The 19,202-nt window shown below is 61.0% G+C and carries 11 protein-coding genes; 3 read left to right on the forward strand and 8 right to left on the reverse strand.

Going from position 1 to position 19,202, the window contains the following annotated elements; translation table 11 throughout:
- Positions 1 to 340: 340 nt before the first annotated feature.
- The 6 genes from AC3EA7_RS11765 to cysK form a co-directional block, all read right to left on the reverse strand.
- The gene (locus AC3EA7_RS11765; RefSeq protein ID WP_488614248.1) at positions 341 to 3,073 is read right to left on the reverse strand and encodes a cation-transporting P-type ATPase; all 2,733 of its coding nucleotides are present in this window, start codon (positions 3,071 to 3,073) and stop codon (positions 341 to 343) included.
- Between the two features lie 178 nt (positions 3,074 to 3,251).
- Complete coding sequence (locus AC3EA7_RS11770) at positions 3,252 to 3,914, reverse strand: potassium channel family protein (RefSeq protein WP_488614249.1); 663 nt, start codon at positions 3,912 to 3,914, stop codon at positions 3,252 to 3,254.
- 3 nt (positions 3,915 to 3,917) lie between these two features.
- The gene (locus tag AC3EA7_RS11775; RefSeq protein WP_488614250.1) at positions 3,918 to 4,562 is read right to left on the reverse strand and encodes a potassium channel family protein; all 645 of its coding nucleotides are present in this window, start codon (positions 4,560 to 4,562) and stop codon (positions 3,918 to 3,920) included.
- Between the two features lie 23 nt (positions 4,563 to 4,585).
- Complete coding sequence (locus AC3EA7_RS11780; RefSeq protein ID WP_488614251.1) at positions 4,586 to 7,390, reverse strand: cation-translocating P-type ATPase; 2,805 nt, start codon at positions 7,388 to 7,390, stop codon at positions 4,586 to 4,588.
- Positions 7,391 to 7,778: 388 nt separating this feature from the next.
- Entirely contained in the window at positions 7,779 to 8,714 is a 936-nt protein-coding gene (msrP, locus tag AC3EA7_RS11785) for a protein-methionine-sulfoxide reductase catalytic subunit MsrP (RefSeq protein ID WP_488614252.1), read from the reverse strand.
- Between the two features lie 591 nt (positions 8,715 to 9,305).
- Entirely contained in the window at positions 9,306 to 10,235 is a 930-nt protein-coding gene (gene cysK, locus AC3EA7_RS11790) for a cysteine synthase A (RefSeq protein WP_488614253.1), read from the reverse strand.
- Positions 10,236 to 10,414: 179 nt separating this feature from the next.
- On the opposite strand from cysK, the gene AC3EA7_RS11795 reads away from it, so the two are divergent.
- Positions 10,415 to 11,749 carry a CpXC domain-containing protein gene (locus tag AC3EA7_RS11795; protein ID WP_488614254.1) on the forward strand — a complete coding sequence of 445 codons (1,335 nt, stop codon included), beginning with the start codon at positions 10,415 to 10,417 and terminating at the stop codon, positions 11,747 to 11,749.
- Here the strand turns inward: AC3EA7_RS11795 and AC3EA7_RS11800 are convergent.
- Positions 11,741 to 12,172, reverse strand: coding sequence for a hypothetical protein (locus AC3EA7_RS11800; RefSeq protein WP_488614255.1), 432 nt, complete (start codon positions 12,170 to 12,172; stop codon positions 11,741 to 11,743). The genes AC3EA7_RS11795 and AC3EA7_RS11800 overlap by 9 nt on opposite strands.
- A gap of 280 nt (positions 12,173 to 12,452) precedes the next feature.
- Between AC3EA7_RS11800 and galE the strand changes: the two genes are divergently transcribed.
- Positions 12,453 to 13,442, forward strand: coding sequence for a UDP-glucose 4-epimerase GalE (gene galE / locus AC3EA7_RS11805; RefSeq protein WP_488614256.1), 990 nt, complete (start codon positions 12,453 to 12,455; stop codon positions 13,440 to 13,442).
- Between the two features lie 1,050 nt (positions 13,443 to 14,492).
- Here galE and AC3EA7_RS11810 read toward each other — a convergent pair.
- A complete protein-coding gene (locus tag AC3EA7_RS11810; RefSeq protein ID WP_488614257.1) occupies positions 14,493 to 16,745 on the reverse strand; it encodes a methyl-accepting chemotaxis protein in 2,253 nt (750 codons plus the stop codon).
- A 569-nt stretch (positions 16,746 to 17,314) separates the two neighbouring features.
- Between AC3EA7_RS11810 and AC3EA7_RS11815 the strand changes: the two genes are divergently transcribed.
- A complete protein-coding gene (locus tag AC3EA7_RS11815; protein ID WP_488614258.1) occupies positions 17,315 to 19,045 on the forward strand; it encodes an AfsR/SARP family transcriptional regulator in 1,731 nt (576 codons plus the stop codon).
- The last annotated feature ends 157 nt before the right edge of the window (positions 19,046 to 19,202 follow it).

The following is a 19,202-nucleotide window of genomic DNA, read 5'->3' on the forward strand; positions in this document are numbered from 1 at the left end:
CCTTGCTGAGGACCAGAAAGCCCCGCTGGGGCTGCTGATGCCAATGCACAGTGCGTCCACGACTGCCAACGCGCGTCGTAGATCGTTACACCGTGCGAACCGGGCGCTCGAACATCTTGTCTGACTGACCGCAAGTTAGTATTAATAATATCGCACGTTACGCGGCAATGTTGCAGACAGCCTCTCATAGAACGAACAACCAGATGTTGCACAATCATTGCCTGTGTTGACCGTCGTGCGGCTGCCGTTGGCTGAGCCTGTCGAAGCCAACGGCAGCCGCGCCACGTCTATCCGGGTTTTGGTTGATCGCTCTACCAGCAACCCTCTCCCCGTCTGACTATCATGCTGCCAGTGCATGGCGCTCACCGGCATACTGGCGACGCAGCCATTTTTCGAGTTCAATCAGCATATACCCGGTGAACGCAATAATCAGGATGCGCCCCCACGCCTCGAGGCTGATCGGCGCACTGTTCAGAATCTGATTCATCCATGGCAGATAGGTGAATCCCAGTTGCAGCAAGATCATCGCTCCAACGCCGACGAACAGCCAGCGGTTGCTGAACGCGCCAATCTGAAACATCGAGTGCGTGAGCGAACGGCAGTTGAGCAGGTAGAACACTTCGATCATCACGATGACATTGACGGCCACCGTGCGCGCTTCAGCCAGCGTGGCGCCGGATTGTACTTCCCATTCAAAGAGCGTAAACGCGCTGATCACGATCAGGATGCCAACCGCCAGAGTGCGCCAGATCAGCGTGGCATCCAGGATCGGCGCATCCGGTTTGCGCGGCGGGCGCCGCATCATGCCCGGTTCTTTCCCCTCGGCTGCCAGCACCATGCCGAGTGTGGCAACCGTCGCCATATTGACCCACAGAATCTGCACGGGCAGCACCGGCAGCGCCGACCCGATCAGAATGGCCGCCAGAATGACCAGCCCCTCGCCAACGTTGGTCGGCAGCGTCCAGGCGATAATCTTGGTCAGGTTATCGAATACGCCGCGTCCTTCCTCAACCGCCGCCTCGATCGTGGCGAAGTTATCGTCGGTCAGCACCATATCCGCCGCTTCGCGCGCCACGTCGGTGCCGGCAAGTCCCATGGCGACGCCGATGTCCGCCTGTTTCAGCGCCGGAGCGTCATTCACGCCGTCGCCGGTCATAGCGACGACATGACCGCGCGATTGCAACGCTTCAACCAGGCGCAATTTTTGTTCCGGCGTGACCCGCGCAAACACCGTTGTTCGCTCGGCAGCGTCGGCAAATGCTGCATCGGAAAGTTGCTCGATGTCTCGACCGGTCAGCACCGAGGGCTGACGCCCGCCGTTGATCCCGATCTGTTCGGCGATGGCAGCGGCAGTGAGGGCGTGGTCGCCGGTGATCATTTTCACGCGAATGCCCGCCTGTTGGCAGGCGTGTACTGCGGTGATCGCTTCAGGACGGGGCGGATCGACCATGCCCTGCAACCCCAGGAATGTCAGCCCGCCACTCACATCGTCGTGGTTCAGCGAAGCGGTTCCAACGGGCATGCAGCCACGTGCGAACGCCAGTACGCGCAATCCTTCCGCCGCCAGTTCGTCGGCGGCGCGGTGCACGGCATCCGCATCGCACGGCACGCGACGACCGGCTGCATCGAGCATTGTGTCGCAGCGCGACAGGATCGCCTCCACCGAGCCTTTCATATACACAATGCGCTCCTGATCAGGTCCGGCGTCGTGGAGCGTTGCCATGTACTGGTGCTGCGACTCGAAAGGAATCGAGTCGATGCGCGGCGGAAGCCGATCCTCGCGGTGGATGGTCGCTTTGTGCGCCACTGCAATCAATGCCCCTTCGGTCGGATCGCCGCGCACATCCCAGCGTCCCTCTTTCTCGACCAGTTCGCTATCGTTGCACAAAAGACCGGCGCGCAGGCATTCCATCAGGGCAATATGCGCCTCCAGATCGACGGGAGCGCCGTTGTGCCGGATCTCACCCTCCGGCTGATACCCCGTCCCGGTCGTTTCGTACTGTGCGTCGCCAGCCACGATGCGCTGCACCGTCATCTGGTTTTGCGTCAGCGTGCCGGTTTTGTCGGAACAGATGACCGTGGTGCTTCCCAGGGTCTCGACGGCCGGCAGTTTGCGAATGATCGCTCGCCGCCGCGCCATGCGTGTGACGCCGATCGCCAGCGTGACGGTAACAGCGGCGGGAAGTCCTTCGGGAATGGCGCTGACCGCCAGCGCAATCGCGGCCATCAGGGTGTCGAGGAATGGTTGATCGCGGAATGCACCGATCAGAAAGGTCACTGCCGCCAGCCCCAGGATGACGTAAAGGAGCAATCGGCTGAAATGCGCAATCTTGCGCGTCAGCGGCGTCTGAAGATCGTGCGCGGTTGCGATCAGTTGCGAAATCCGCCCCACCTCGGTGCTGTCGCCGGTCGCCACAACGATGCCCGCCCCCTGGCCATAGGTGACGAGCGTCGAGGCATACGCCATCGTGATCCGGTCTGCCAGCGTGGTATCGGGGTTGAGTGTGGCGTGCGCCTGCTTTGCCACCGGCACCGATTCGCCGGTGAGCGCGGCTTCGGCGATCTGCAGATCGCGGGCGCGGATGAGACGCATATCGGCAGGAACTTTATCGCCGCTCTGCAACAGCACCAGATCGCCAGGAACCAGTGATGCCGCCGGAATGCGGATGGTCTTCCCATCGCGCACAACGGTGGCTTCCATCGTCATCGTGCGCGCCAGCGCTTCCATGGCCTTCTCCGCGCGGCTTTCCTGGATGTAACCCAGGATGACGTTCACCAGCACTGCGCCAAAAATGATCGCAGCATCGACCGGGTCCTTGAGCGCGAAGGTGATGACGCTGGCGACCAGCAGGATGTAGAGGAGCGGATTGTGGAACTGGAGCAGAAAGCGGATCAACGGGCTTTTGCCGCGTTTTGCAGTGATAACGTTCGGACCGTGCTGCTTCAGACGGTGTTCCGCTTCGGCGGTGGTCAGACCGAAGCGCTCGTCGCCTTCAAAACGCACAATAACGTCGTTCGGCGGCATGGCATGCCATACATTGTCGGTAGACGGCGCCACGGTTGCTGTTTGCATGATCTCTTCCTTCCATTCAAACCTGTTCAGGAACCCGGTTCTCCCAGCGTGCGTTGGCGTTGGCTTCGGCAGGCTCAGCCAACCCCTGTCATCAGAGGCGGTCGCTGGCTTCGGCAGGCTCAGCCAACCCCTGTCATTATCTGAACAGGATCGCTCGTCACCTCCCACAGCCTTCGACTCACCCTCCCAGAATATCTGCCAGCCGCTGCACTTGCTGTGCTGATGTCAGCGCCAGGACTTCGTCGCCGATCTGCAGCACGGTGTTGCCGTAGGGCAGAATCAGGCGACCGTGCCGGATAATGGCGACGATCGCGCACTCGTCCGGCAGATTGAGATCGGCGATGGTGCGCCCCACGGCAGACGAATCGGCGGCGATTTGCTCTTCGACCAGCGAATAGCGTCCCCGGCGCAGCTTGAGCAGCGTTATCATGTCACCGAGCGACATCTCTTCGAGAATGAGATGCGCCATCAGATCCGCCTGACTCAGCGCGACATCGACCCCCATTTCGGCGGTAAACATCCATGCGTTCTTTGGGTTGTTCACCCGCGCAATCGTGCGCGGCACATTGAACTCAAAGCGCGCCAGGCTGGTCGCCACCAGGTTAACCTCATCATCGCCGGTAACAGCTGCCACAACATCCGCCTGGCGCACGCCACATGCCTCCAGCACGGCGGGATCGCTGCCGCTTCCTGCAACAATTGTCTCCGGCGGCAGAGTTTGCGCCAGATGGTCGCGGCTGGAAGCGCGTGGCTCGATGATGCGCACCTGATGCCCGCCGGCAAGCAGCAAACCTGCCAGATGTTCGCCAACCTTCCCGCCCCCGACAATCAACACGAACATAGGTCAGACTCCCAGCAACGCCTTCAGGCGTTCGATCGAGGTCGTCAGCACGGCAATGTGGATCAGATCGCCCGCCTGTAACTGCATCTCCTGCGTCGGCAGAAAACAGCGTCCGCCGCGACTGATCGCCACGGGGTGCACTTCGCCTGGCACGGTGAGGCTGGCAAGCGAGCGTCCGACCAGCGCCGACGGGGTTTCGACATCGACAATGTCGACCGACGCTCCGAGGCTGACAATCGGCTCGAACCAGGAGTAACTGAGGAGTTCGGCGATGCGGTGAACGCCCCACTCCGTTGTTGAAATGGTCAGGATGCCCAGGCGACGGTAAATCTCGGCTTTGCGCGGATCGTAGAGGCGGGCGACGACGCGCGGCACGCGGAAGAACTGCCGCGCTAGGCGCGCAGTCACGACATTGGTTTCATCGCTGGACGTAACCGCCGCCAGCGCGTCGGCGCGAGCGATCCCGGCGCGTACCAGCACGTCGCGGTCGAAACCGTGCCCTGTGATCGTCTGACCGCCAAAGCGTTCGCCCAATGCTGCAAAAGCCCCAGGATCACGATCGATGACGGTCACCTCGTGCTGACTGCGAATGAGCTTCAACGCCAACCCCGCGCCCATTCGCCCGCACCCCACAATGATTACACGCATGATGCGCCTCCTTCACGTGACCGTCACTTTCGCCAGGCGATCACGAGTTTGCGCAATTCATCCACCAGCAGCAGCGCCGGCGCCCAGAGCGCGAGAAACGCCCAGTTGGTCGGATCGAATGCCGCTGTGCCAATCAGGTTCTGCAAAAACGGCACATACACTATCGCCGCGATCAGGATCACCTCGGTTGCGATGCCGATCCAGATCAACCGATTGCCCATCAGCGGCAGGCGTAGAAACGAGAGCCGTTCACTGCGCTGCGCAAACAGATTGCCAATCTGCGTCGTCACCACCGCCGCCAGCGCCATTGCCGTCGCCGAACGGTACAACGGACCGTCTGCCGGAAGGTCGAACCACCGCCCCCAGTACCCATTCGTCCAGTACTGGTAGTAGAACGCTGCCATCGCCGCCAGGCTCTGCACCGGCCCAAGCCAGAGATAGGCGCGACGCAGCATAGCGCCGGTGACCACGTGCTCCTGCAAACTGCGCGGCGGGCGCTCCATGATGCCTGGTTCCGGCGGTTCGGCGCCGAGCGCCAGCGCCGGCACGATGTCTGTCCCCAGGTCAATCGACAGAATATGCATGACGTTCAGCGCAATCGGGATGCGCCCGCCGCTGAAGGCAAACAGCACGAATGGAGTCGCCTCGGGGGTGTTGCTGGTGAAGATGTACGTGGCGAATTTTTTGATGTTGGCATAGACCGCGCGCCCTTCTTCAACGGCGCTGACAATCGAGGCGAAATTGTCGTCGGTCAGGATGATATCCGCCGCTTCCCGTGCGACGTCCGTTCCGGCGCGCCCCATTGCCACGCCGATATCCGCCTGTTTGAGTGCAGGAGCGTCGTTGACGCCGTCACCCGTCACGGCCACAACGTGCCCCTGTGCACGCAGCGCGTTCACGACGCGCAGTTTGTGTTCAGGCGCTACCCGCGCGAAGATGACTTCATCGGTCAGCGCTTCGCGGAGTGCCGTGTCATCCATGCTGTCCAGTTCAGCGCCGGTCACAATCCGCGGCTGCGCGCCATGGATGATGCCGATGCGCCGGGCGATGCTTTCCGCCGTCAGTCCATAATCGCCGGTTATCATGATAATACGAATCCCGGCGGAATGGCACATCGCCACGGCAGATTCGACCTCTGGACGTGGCGGATCCATTATGGCGACCAGACCGAGGAATGTCAGGTCGCGTTCGATGGTTTCGGCGTCGAACGAAGCGGGTGCGGCGTGCAGGGTGCGTTGCGCGACTGCCAGTACCCGCAACCCGGCGCGCGCATACTGATCGTTGGCTGCAAGGATCTGTGCGCACTGCGTTTCGTCGAGCGGCTGGATGGAATCGCCAGCGGCAGAGGATGTGCAGAGCGCCAGCGTCTCTTTCGGTGCGCCCTTGACATACACCGTGAACCCGGCGGGTTCATCCGCTGCGATCTGCGGTTGCGGCAGGCAACAGACAACGCTCATCCTCTTGCGGCGCGATTCGAATGGCAACTCGCGAATGCGTGGCGTCCGTCGGGCTTCGTTGTCGCTGTCGATGCCCGCTTTGCGCGCTGCCACCAGCAGCGCCGCCTCGGTCGGGTCTCCCAGGATGCTCCAGCGATCATCGTGGCGGCTCTGGTCGTCGGGTGGCGCCGTTGTGCGCAACGGAATAAGGCGAGCATCATTACAGAGCGCGGAAGCCAGAAGCACCCGCCGCAGTTCAGGATCATCGGCTGGCCGTTCCAGCGGCGCGCCGCGCTCGCTGAACGTCCCTTCCAGCGTATAGCCGGCGCCGCTGACCGAGATCTGTCGTCCGCCGACCCAGATCTCGCGCACGGTCATTTCGTTCTGTGTCAGGGTGCCGGTTTTGTCGGTGCAGATGACGGTCGTGCATCCGAGCGTTTCGACGGCGGAGAGACGCTTCACCAGCGCATTGCGCCGAGCCATGCGCTGTGTGCCCATCGCCAGCGCCAGTGTGACGGTCGGCAGCAGCCCTTCGGGAACAAAGGCGACGATCATGCCCAGGGCGAAGATAAAGCCATTCGCCAGATCGATCCCTGCAATGACGACTGCCAGCACGAAGAAGAACACACCGACGCCGACGGCAATCGCGCTGACCACACGGGTCAGGCGTTCCATTTCGCGCTGCAACGGGCTGAGTTGATCGCTGACGCTCTGGGTCAGGCGAGCGATTTCGCCAAACGCCGTGCGCATCCCGGTGGCGAACACCACGGCTTCAGCCGAGCCGGATACCACGCTTGTACCGGCAAACACCAGGTTGGGCAGTTCCGCGCGTGATAGTCCCGCGCCGCTCGTCGGCTCGGCGGTCTTGCGCACCGGATGCGACTCGCCGCTCAATGCCGACTGGTCGACCCGGAGTTCCGATTCGCGCACCAGGCGCGCATCTGCCGAAATATGGTCGCCTTCGGCGAGCAACAGGACATCTCCGGGAACCAGATGCTCCGCCGGAATGCGCGTCTCTGCGCCGGCGCGACGCACCCGCGCATACGACGGCAGCATGCGGCGGAGCGCGGCGGTCGCCTGTTCGGCTTTATACTCCTGCCAGAAACTGAACAACCCATTGATGACATTGACGAGCCAGATGGCAATGCCGAGCGTCGGCGTTTGCGCCACGAACGCAACGCCTCCGCCGATCCAGAGCAGCCATGCCATCAGATGCGTGAAATGCGCCAGCAAGGCGCGGATCAGCGGTTTGCGCGGCGGTTCATGGAGGACGTTGAGACCATACTGCGCCAGGCGTTCACGCGCCTCTTCGGGGGTCAATCCCTGGGGGTTCGAGTCGAGTGCTGCAAAGACCTGACCGGTTGGCAGATCATGTATCGCTATCGTTTGCATATCCGGGGGACAGTATAGACGATGAAGCGGGCTGGCGCTACATGAACGACGCTCTGGGGCGTGGTTGGTTTGTCAGGAGCCACAGCGTTGCGCTGCGGGCGGAAGCCCTGGCTGAGCACCAGAAAGCCCCGTCAGATCTTTTACGTCGGGATGAGCGTTGCGCTGCGGGCGGAAGCCCTGGCTGAGAATCTGAAAGCGTTGCGCTACGGGCGGAAGCCCTGGCTGAGAGCCTGAAAGCCCCGGTGGGGCTTCTACGAATGTGCGACTTGATGGCGCCGATATACTGGCGTGGGACTTCGGGATGCTTCAAAGCCGGGCGCGGGCGCGCCGCTGATGCGATCGGCGCGACGGGTTCAACGTTGGGTGAGTCCCGTGCCGTTGCGCCGGTTCAGTAATTTGCCCGCAAATCCATGCCGTTGTAGAGGTGCGCCACCTGATCGGCATAACCATTGAACAGCAGCGTCGGACGGCGCTCGAATTCGCCGATGCGCCGTTCGGTCGCCTGCGACCAGCGCGGGTGCGGGACGTTGGGATTGACGTTGGCGTAAAACCCGTATTCGTGCGGTGCGGCAGCCATCCACAACGAGGTTGGTTGATCGGCGACCAGATCGATTGCAACGATCGACTTGATGCTCTTGAAGCCGTATTTCCATGGAACGACCAGGCGCAGCGGCGCGCCGTTCTGTGGCAGGAGCATCGTGCCGTACAACCCTGTGCTCAGGATGGTCAGGTCATGCATCGCCTCATCGAGGCGCAACCCTTCGACATAGGGCCAGGCGTACCAGCGATCACGCTGACCAGGCATCTGCTCCGGGTCGTAGAGCGTCTCGAAGCGCACATACCGTGCATTTGCCATTGGCTCGACGTCCGCCAGCAATTTGCGCAATGGAAAACCGAGCCAGGGAATGACCATCGACCACCCTTCGACGCAGCGCAGGCGATAGATACGCTCCTCCGACGGGTAACGTTTCAGGATGTCTTCGATCGCAATGGTCTGTGGTTTATGCACCAACCCGCCGATACTGATCGTCCATGGCGAGGTGCGGAAATCGCGCGCCAGTTGCGCGACTCTTTCTTTTTGCGTAGTGAATTCGTAGAAGTTGTTGTAGGTGGTAATCTGCTCATAGGTGTTGAGCGGATCGCCGAGATCGTCAGTCTGCCGGGAGACCGGCCCTGGTGTCAGCGCAGACGACGGATTCGCCGTGTCGCCACAGGCGGCGACACCCAACCCCGCGAGTGCCAGAGCGCCGATCCCGCGCAGGAACTGCCGCCGCGAGCGGTAGATATGTTCGGGTGTAATCTCGGAAGACGGAATCTTATACATTGCTGACCCCTCTTGAGCGACCTGTCCGCCAGTCTGATTGTCCACTATAGCCTACCGGATTCTACGCGCTGAGGACAGAAACGGTTGGGTCGAGCTTCGTGTATGTTTGAAGACTCGTCTCGTGAGCGACGACTGGGTGGACGAAGGCATTTTGGGTTGGCGAAGGCATTGCCTACGCCCACCCGGCGGGTATGCGCCGCCGGAGGGGTAGGGCGGGCTGAAGCCCGCCGCGCTGCCTGCTGCACTGCAGGGGTAGCGCAGGCTGGACGGGGCGAGACCGGATTATTGTCTCAAGAACGCCTACCGATGCGTGGGAGGGTGATGGCTCAGGCATCTTTTCATCAGGAATCCGATCTTAGCCTTGTGGGTAATGCATAGCAAGGAGGGAAGGAGGGGGGCGAGGCGCCGCCTCGCCTAAACCAGCGTTCTGATGCGTGAGATGGGTGACAGAGCAGGAGCGCGCCGGGAAAACCCGGCTAAAGTCGCCGCACTGTATCGCAGAAGAAGACGAGCGCCGCTTTGACGAAGGCAAAAGAGCCATCAAGCGAGACGTTCGTGAGGCGACCGCGTAACTCCCGTTAGAGATCGGCTCTAGACCTCATCGCCGTACAGCGGCGTGCTCAGGTAGCGCTCGCCATTCGAGGCGGAGATGAAGACGATCAGTTTACCGGCATTTTCGGGGCGGCGAGCGATCTCCAGCGCCGCATACGCTGCTGCGCCGGAACTGATGCCAACCATCAGCCCCTCTTCACGCGCCAGGCGGCGCGCCACCTCGAAGGCATGCTCATTCGAGACGCGGAAAATCTCGTCGTAGGCGCTGGTGTTGAGGACATCAGGCACAAATCCCGCGCCGATCCCCTGAATCTTGTGCGGACCAGGCTTGCCTCCCGACAGCACCGGCGACGCCTCCGGCTCGACCGCGACGACGTAAAACGACGGTTTGCGCGGCTTGATCACCTCGGACACGCCGGTGAGCGTTCCGCCGGTGCCGACGCCGGCGACCAGAATATCGATCTGCCCGTCGGTGTCGCGCCACAGTTCCTCGGCGGTCGTGCGGCGGTGGATTTCGGGGTTGGCGGGATTCTTGAATTGCTGCGGAATCCAGGCATTTGGCAGTTCAGCGGCAATCGCCTCCGCCTGCGCAATCGCGCCGCGCATTCCCTCGGCGCCAGGCGTCAGCACCAGTTCGGCGCCGAAGCCACGCAGAAGTTTGCGCCGCTCGATGCTCATCGTTTCGGGCATGGTCAAAATGACCTTATATCCTTTCGCTGCCGCTACGAACGCCAGCCCGATGCCGGTATTGCCGCTGGTCGGCTCGACGATCACCGTCTCGCCGGGATGAATGATACCATCGCGCTCGGCGGCTTCGATCATCGCCAGCCCGATGCGATCCTTGACGCTGCCGGCGGGGTTGAACCATTCGAGTTTGGCGACCACCGTGGCGTGCGTGTCGTTTACCCGGTTCAGGCGCACAAGCGGTGTGTTGCCCACCAGTTCGGTAATGCTGCCATAGATGCGCATGCGTTCCTCTTTCATTTGTTATCTTTGTTACGTAACATTGAAAGTATACGTCGCATGATTGTGCCCGTCAAGCGCAGCGAGATACGGCATCACCGGCGCGTGATCCGTGCTATAATATAAAAGACTGGTTACCTGTCGCGCCGGTGCGTCCGGCGCGCACGATTCTGAAAGGGCTTCGTGTGACCTCCGGTCCCTCATCACAGGCGATTCAACTAACCTGTCCATCCTGTCGGGCGCCGCTGCGCGCATCGGTTGTCACGATTGTTGATGCGGCACAGCACCCCGAACTGAAAGCGCGTCTGATCGCCGGGCAGTTGAATCTGGCCATGTGTCCCAGTTGCGGCATGGCGATCATGATCGGTGCTCCGTTGTTCTACCACGATGCCGCCAAACAACTGGCGCTCGTGCATATTCCGCAACAACTCAACGCACGTCAGGACGAGCAGGAACGTTTCATCGGCGATGCTACGTCGCTCATTATGCGCACTCTGCCGCCCAATGTGCCGCGTGGCTATCTGCTCGCTCCACGCCGCTTTCTGACGCTCAACTCGCTGATCGACGCCATCCTCGAAGCGGATGGCGTGTCGCGTGAGACAATCGAGGCGCAGCGGCAGCGCATCGATCTGATCGGTCGTCTTGCCGAGGCTGCCGAACGTGGTGACGATGCGCTTGCTGCGCTCGTCGACCAACACCGCGACGAAATCAACGACGAGTTTTTCGCCACAATCGATGCCTTCATCAGAGCCAGTCGCCAGATCGGGCGCGATGACTCGGCACAGGTGCTGCTGACGTTGCGTCGTCGCCTGGCGGAGTTGGTCGGTTTCACCGGCGAAGGCGACGCACTACCGGGCGACACGCCCGACATCGCCACGGCGGAGGCGGTCGATCGTTTGATAGCCGCAAGCGACAGCGAACTGGAAGCGATGATTGCCGAACTGCGTCCTGTCATCGACTACAGTTTCTTCGAGGAATGGACGGCGCGTATCGATCAGGCGGAGCAGGCTGGTGACCGTGTAACGGCGGAACGCCTGACAGCGCGGCGCAGCGTTATTCTGTCAACCGTCGAGCGGATGGACCGCGAGGCGCAGGAACTGTTCGACGCCGGAGCGAACCTGTTACGTAAGGCGCTCGATACGGCGGACTCCGAACGTGTGCTGCGCGAGCACAGCGATCAGATCAACGAAGCGTTCATGCTGGTGTTGCAGTCGAACCTTGCAGCAGCGGAACGCAGCGGTCAGGTTCATCTGGCGGAACGTCTGCGCGCCATCGAACATCTGGCTACCCGCATTGTTGAGGAATCGCTTTCGCCGGAAGATCGGTTCATCAGCCAGTTGCTCCAGGCGGAGACGCCACAAGATGCCACGAAACTGCTACGGCAGAACCCGACGATGATTACGCCGGCATTTGTCAAGCATTTGAACGAACTGGCAGATCAGATGGACCAGAACGGGCGTAAGCCTGCGGGCGATCGTCTACGTCAGCTGGCGCGCGAGGCAGGCGTGATGCTATTTTGATTGCGGCGCGGGCGCGCCGGACTCGATCTGCTGGCGCGCCTGACGCATTAATTGCTCGAGCCGGGCGTTGACGATCTCCTGCCATTCGGCGGCCTCGTGATCCTCAAGCGCCCCGCCGCCGTACTTCAACTCCATTGCCATATCCCACCCTTTGCGCTGCGCAAAGCGCTCGAGTTGTTCGCGTCGCTCCGGCGACCAGCGCTCGATATAGCGCTGAAATGCGCGCACCAGTTTTCCCGATCCATCGGGATTGAGCGCAGGCAGTGGAAAGGTATCGTGTCCCTCGTGGGTGGTATCGGGATTCTTTGCTGAAGTAAAGTAGATCACCATGCACGTGCGGCAGCAACGATACTCGCCAGCTCCATTGAAATCGCCAGGGTTGCTTGCAATTGCGCCGATGAGCATACGATCGGTAATGGTCATGGCAAAGTTCCTGAACGTAGCAGTGTCGTACATACTTCCAGTAGCATAGCATAAAAGAGCGATGTTGTACATACTTGCGGCGCGCTCGCCATGTCGAGGGTTTACCCCAAACTCTGTTTCAGGCTGCTGGCGAAGGCATTGATTTCAACAGCACACGGTTACGCTATACTAAGGATGCCCGGGTACTGCGGTAAACGTCGCCGCCTTGCCTGGGCATTGCATGATCGTCGTCATCACTCGAATCTGGCGGCTATCTGACGCCATACCAGGGAGGACCATCTTGAAAATCCTTGTCACCGGCGGCGCTGGCTATATTGGCAGCATCTGCGCCGCAGAACTCCTTGCCGCAGGTCACGACGTCGTTGTCTTCGACAATCTCTACCAGGGGCATCGTGAAGCGGTTCCCGCCGATGCAGCCTTCGTCGAGGGCGATCTGCGCGATCCCGATGCGGTTGTGCGTCTGTTTCAGCAGCACCATGGCTTCGATGGGATCATGCACTTTGCGTCGTTTACGCTGGTCGGCGAAAGCATGCAGCAGCCGCTCAAGTATCTGCGCGATAATCTGGTAGCAGCCGCGAATTTGCTGGAACACGCCGTCGCCCATGGCGTCGGGCGCTTCATCCTCTCCTCTACCGCCAATCTGTTCGATGATCCAGAAACCATCCCGATTGATGCCGACGAGCGGATTGTGCCTGGTTCGCCCTATGGCGAGTCGAAGTATTTCATCGAGCGAACCCTCCACTGGTTCGAGCGGATCTACGGTTTGAAATACGCCTGCCTGCGCTACTTCAATGCGGCTGGCGGCACTCCCGACCGCGGCGAACACCACGAGCCGGAACTGCACCTGATTCCAATCGTGTTGCAGGTGGCGCTTGGTCAACGCGAAAAGGTGATCATCTTCGGCAATGATTACCCGACGAAAGATGGCACCTGTGTGCGCGATTATATCCACGTCCTCGATCTGGCGCAGGCGCACATTCTGGCACTCAAGGCGCTCGACCGGCTTGGCAGCCGCAAGTATAACCTGGGCAACGGCAACGGGTTCACCAACCTGGAGGTCGTTGAGACGGCCCGAAACGTCACCGGTCGTCCCATCCCGTATGAGTTCGGTCCTCGTCGTCCTGGCGATCCGGCGGTGTTGATCGCGTCGTCCGAGACGATCCGCCGCGAACTTGGCTGGACGCCGCGCTTTCCTCACCTGGAACAGATCATCGGCAGCGCCTGGGAGTGGCATCGCCGCCATCCGTATGGGTATGGGGTTAGGGGTTAACGGACGAGGCGCGATCTCGTTCCAACACCCTTCGCCTTATGAGCGGAGCGTTTTTGCGACACGACGTGCGTTCTCGGCATTCCGACGCCCGTTTTCTCTTCATCCCTCTTGCCTTATTGGAGACTATACGTTAACCCACACGTCTGATAGAGCGATCAACCAGATGTTGCCCAATACTTGCCCGTTTTGACTGTCTAGCGGCGGACGTTGGCTGAGCCTGTCGAAGCCAACGTTCGCCGCTCCACGTCCTTGATAGTCCAGGTTTTGGTTGATCACTCTATGAGAGCGGCTTCCTGATGAAAAAAAGGCCTGATCCGCCGCGCTCCCGCCCAACTGTGACGGTTTTGGAGACAATAATCCGGTCCCGCCCGCTCCAGCCCGCGCAGTCGGGCTTTGCCTGCTAGCGCCTGCGCCTTCCGGCGCCAGCGGACTGCGGGCTGAAGCCCTGGCTGAGGGTATGCAAGCCCCTGCGGGGCTGCGCACGAAGGGTTTGGCTTGTTCCGACACGCCCGCGTTGCAGTGCCCGGTTGACGCGCAGAATGGCGCACCTCCCCTGGTCGGGCATCGCCCGGTCGCGCCCGCGCAGGCGGATGGCGTTGGGGCGGGCGGAAGCCCGCCCTACTCTTGTGGTGCGGCGGGCGGAAGTCCGCGCTACTGTTGCGGCGGCACGTTGGGGCGGGATTCAGCCCGCGCTACTGTTGCGGCGGCGCGGCGGGCAGTGCAGCGGGCGGGCGGAAGCCCGCCCTGCTCTTGCGGCGTTGGGGCGGGCTGAAGCCCGTCCTACTGTTGCGGCGGCGCGTTGGGACGGGCGGAAGCCCGCCCTACTGTTGCGGCGTGGCGGGTGGAAGCCCGCCCTACTGTTGCAGCGGCGCATACCCGCTCCAGCCTGCGCAGGTGGGCCTGGCTTCCCAGCGGAATGCCGGATTATTTTGTACATGTGCATCAGGCGCCAGGCAGGTCGGCGCAGAATGGTATGGGTCGTCAACCTCCACGTGTGAGATGCCCTGGCTCGGCGTCTCCGCGACCCGTAAGCGCCCCGGAATCTCCCTCTCACGCCAGCCGATACACGGCGACCATGCGTTGGAGCGACTGCGCCAGCGCGTTCAGGTCCTGCGCGGCGCGTTCCGCCTGGCGAGTGCTGGTCAGCGTCTCGCTCGCCGCCTTTTGAATGGAGTTCAGCGCCTGACCGATCTGATCGAGTCCAGCAGTCGCCTGCCGCGCGCTGGCTGCCATCTGTACGTTGATCTGCGCCCCGGTCTCGACTTCGCTGGCGATCCGATGGATCACATCACCCGCCTGACTGACCAGACGATTGCCGGAGTCCACGCGCTTTGCGCCTTCTTCGGTGACAACCACTGCCGCATTCGTTGATTTCTGGATGTCACCCAGAATCGAGCGCACCTGCACGGTCGCCTGTTTGCTGCGTTCGGCCAGATCGCGCACCTGCTGGGCGACGACCGAGAAACTCTTGCCCTGCTCTCCGGCGCGCGCCGCTTCGATGGCGGCGTTGAGCGCCAGCAGGTTAGATTGATCGGCAAGTTCAGACACCGTGCCCGTAATCGTGCTGATCATCTGCGCCTGACCGGCAAGCGAAAGAATGGTTTGGGCGATTCCCTCGACCCGCTGACGAATGTCGCTCATGCTCTGCACCGTTTCTTCCACAACGGCGATCCCTTGCTGGGCGACGGTGAGCGCCGCCTGTGCGTCACGCGCAATATGATCGGCCTGATCGGCGGTCTGTCGGGCAATAGCGCGAACTTCATCGAGCGCCGCCATCGTTTGTGCAACAGCGGTGGATTGTTCGTTGGCGGCTGATGCCTGTTGCGTCGTCGTCGCCAGGATTTGGGCTGCGGCTGTGGCAATGGCATCCGCCGCTTCCTGCGATTGTCGTCCCATTGCGCGCAGACTTTCGACCATGCGGTTGAGACCTTCGCCTAACTGACCCAGCGCATCTTGACGATCGATATGCAGGTTTTGCGAGAGGTCGCCGTTCGCCACGCGCTGCACGAATGCCAGGTACTCGGCGACGCTCCGTTCGAGCGATGCGCGCCCTTCGGCTTCGATGCGCTGAAGCCGCTGCGCCTCCGTCTGTGCTGTCTGCGCTTCGATAATGCGCGCCTCCAGCGCATCCGCCATGGAATCGAAACGCTGAGCCAGGATGCCGACTTCGTCGCTCCGCTGCATGTTCAGGCGTTTGCGCAGATCGCCCCCAGCAATCGCGCTTGCAGTTTCGACCAGTTGGAGCAATGGTCGGCGCAGCGAGGTTTGCACAAACCAAAGGGTGACGACAATGGCAATCAACGCCGTGATCGCGGTCACCATCAAGGCATAGTTCGTTTGCCCATGCACCACACTGTAGAATTGTTCGATCGGAACACGATGAATATAGTACCAGTCCACCGAGCGTAGTTTACGGATCACCGACTCGCCGTCTTCGCCAGAGTTGAGTTTTCCCGCAAAGAAGTGACGGTTATCGACGCTCCGGTCCAGCAGGCGAATGCCTTCGATAACTTCGGGCATGGCGGAGGGTTGCTGCAAGAACGTCGCTGTGTTATTGCCAAAGCGACGGGACCCGATCATTTCCTGTGCGACAGTTGAGTCCAGCAGGGCAGCAGGATGGAACAGCAGGTGCGGAAAATTCGGAATGGAGAGACGGATTCCGTGACGGTCAACTATCACGCTGTAACTTCCTTTGCCGCTGCGATTTGCATCCAACGCCACCAGACGGTGAATTTCATCAAGCGGTACGCGACCGTCCACAATGCCGATCAACTGGTTGTTCGAACCATAGGCAGGCGCCGTGAAATGGAGGTAGACTCGATCATTGTCCGGATCGGTGATAGCATCGGACATCCCCAACGCGCCGCGCTGCGCGCTGTTCACTTCTGGGCGCTGACTGCGATCCTGCCCAACCATTGTCGGGTTGGTGCTGAGCACCGTCTGTCCGGCGGTGTTGAGCAATGATACTGTTTCGTAATTGAACGTGCTCTGCACCGCGTTGATGACCGATTGCCCTCGTTCGCGCGCTTCGGGGTCTTCCTGGTTTGCGAGCATCAGGCGCACGAGCGGCAGTTGCGCCGTCAGCGCCACGCCGGATTGTCGGTCCTGAAGATACATTTCGACTCGCTCAATGCCATTGAGCGCCTGTGTGTCAATCTGATGCCGCGCGCTCGCAATAGCGTTCTCGGTCGCAACCTGGTTGGTCAGCAGGGTCAACGCCAGCATCGCCATCAATGCAATTGTGATGGTGAAGAGCGCCAGTCGAACACTGAGCGAACGTGTAGGAGAAAAGGTATTCAACATCTCCGGTCTCCTTGCAATCTCTGGATGGGCGGATTGCGTCGCATGGTTTCCGTCAACGCTACGGTGACTGTCGGAAAAGTGCGCAGGCGGGGCGCGGTTCTGCGCTCGACGAGCGGAAGCGCGGCGTTAGTCGAGCGCGTGGAGCATGGCGTTGATGCTGCGCCTGCATAGACGCATTGCTAGTGACATACCATATCAGCGTTGTCTTGACAAGAGGCAGGATGTAAACGAAATGGTGACAATATCGTTGATGATCGGGCGCGTCGTCCGCTAAGTCCGATCAGAGGAGACCGTCTGTGTTCCTAACGAAACCTCAACGTTGATTTTGCCATGGGCTGCGTTATACTACATGTGAAAGGATCGTGCGCATAGTCCGCTGCAGATACCTTTATTTCCTCTGTACTCCTTCTGCAACGATGCGCACGCCAAAGACCGGACGCATTCCCGGCTGCTATCTGTTCTGCCTGGTTCTTGATGGCATCGTGTCTATGGCCTGAATTCCGTTCAGGCATACCGGATGTTTGTCACCATCAGCAATCATGCCACAGCACTTCGTGAAAAGAGCGGGTATGACCTCTCCCAATCATGCTGCGTCGCGTCGCTCTCGACAAAGTGGACACGACCGACCCGGATGGCAGGCATACCGTCAGGCGCTGGATCTGTTGCGGCGCCAGGAGTGGAATGGAGCGCTGAGTCTGCTGGCCGAAGCGGAAGTAGCATTTCGGACGACGAATGATGCTGATGGGCAGTGGCGCGCGCTGATAGCGCAGGCGGAACTGCATCTCTATCAGGGTCACGCACATCTGGCGATGGCGCGCGCGCTGGCGGCGCTGACTCTAGTCGAGCAACTCGACGATCCGCGCGCCTGCGGTTTGCTGGCGTGGCGTGTGGCATTGATCGCCCTTCGCCAGGGAGATTATCGCGCGGCGGGCGCCTATTTGCAGCACGCTCAGTTCTGTCTCGATGCGGCGGATATCGCGCCACCGGGCGGGATGCTGGCGGCAACCGCGCAACTCTGTGCCGAGGTGGTGCGCTGGCAGCAGGTGATAGCACAGGGGCGCATCGAGCGTTCTGAGGGAGAATCTGCTATTAATGAGGCCCGCGCAGAACTGATGCGCCACCTGATCGCTATCCATCAGCATATCGCTGTGCAGATTCATGCAGACGCCGAAGAGTGGACCCGGATCAATGTCGAACTCCTGCCGCTGCCGCCGCCACTGCTTGTCGACCGCTCACCATCGCTGTTGCAGCGCTTCCTTGGCTGGTGGCGCGCCATCCTTGCTCCTCCCGGCCCGCCGAAACGTTCAGCCTCTGATGACTTACTAGCCGGTCAGCCGGTTGTCATTGAAGACCTTGTTTCCGCCGAATCGATAGAACCTCTGGTGAATGTGAAGGTCCCCCCGACGGTTGAGACGAATGTCGCTGGCGCAGCGATGCCACTCGATGTGAATACAGCAGCAAACGCGCCTTCCACTGAAACGACGACGCCTGCTTCAGTGTCATCCACGGCGCCGGTTGCGGCCGAGTCGGCGGCGCGTCCGTCTGGCTTGACCGTCTACACCTTTGGAACGCTGCGTGTGTACTTCAATGATGTGTTGATCGAACAGTGGGAAGGGGTGCGTTCGCGGTCGCTGTTTCGTTTTCTGGTCGCCCACCGTCAAACGCCAATTGCAAAAGAACGCCTGGCAACTCTCTTCTGGCCCGACTCAGAATCGGAACTGGCGCGGCGCAGCCTGCACCAGGCTGTCTACTGCCTGCGCCAGACGTTCAAGCGGGTGATGGGAGACATTCCGGTGGTGCTGTTTATCAATGACCGCTACCTGCTCGCGCCTGATCTGCCGCTGTGGGTCGACTCCGATGCGTTCGAGGAGGCAATCGCAACGGCGCGCTCCGCCTGGAGTCGCGGCGATGTGGAGTGCGCGCTTCAAGCGTATGGACGCGCCATCGATCTGTACCAGGGCGACTACATGGCGGAAGAACGCTATGAGGACTGGGCGGAAGAGCGCCGGATCGTCTTTCAGTCGGCGTACCTCGAAGCGCTCCACCAATTGGCGCGGTTGTACCAGGAACGGAAAGACTATCCAACGGCGATTATGCTCAGTCAACGCGCGCTCGCCGTCGATAGCTGCGATGAGGATGCGCATCGGGTGCTCATCGGCTGCTATGCGGCGCAGGGATTGCGCCACCTGGCGATGCGCCAGTATCAGATATGTGTGACCACGCTCCGCAGCCAGTTGGGGCTGAGTCCCTCGGACGACCTCGAAGCCTTTGTGCGACGGGTGATCGAAAAGGCGGAGTGACTGCCGCGCTGCCGTCAATATGCACCGGTGGAGCGGTTGGCGTTGGCTGAGCCTGTCGAAGCCAACGCCGATTACGAGATCAGTGCATATGCGCTGGTGGAGCGGTTGGCGTTGGCTGAGCCTGTCGAAGCCAACGCCGATCACGAGATTGTCTCAT

Source organism: Roseiflexus sp. (assembly GCF_057785375.1).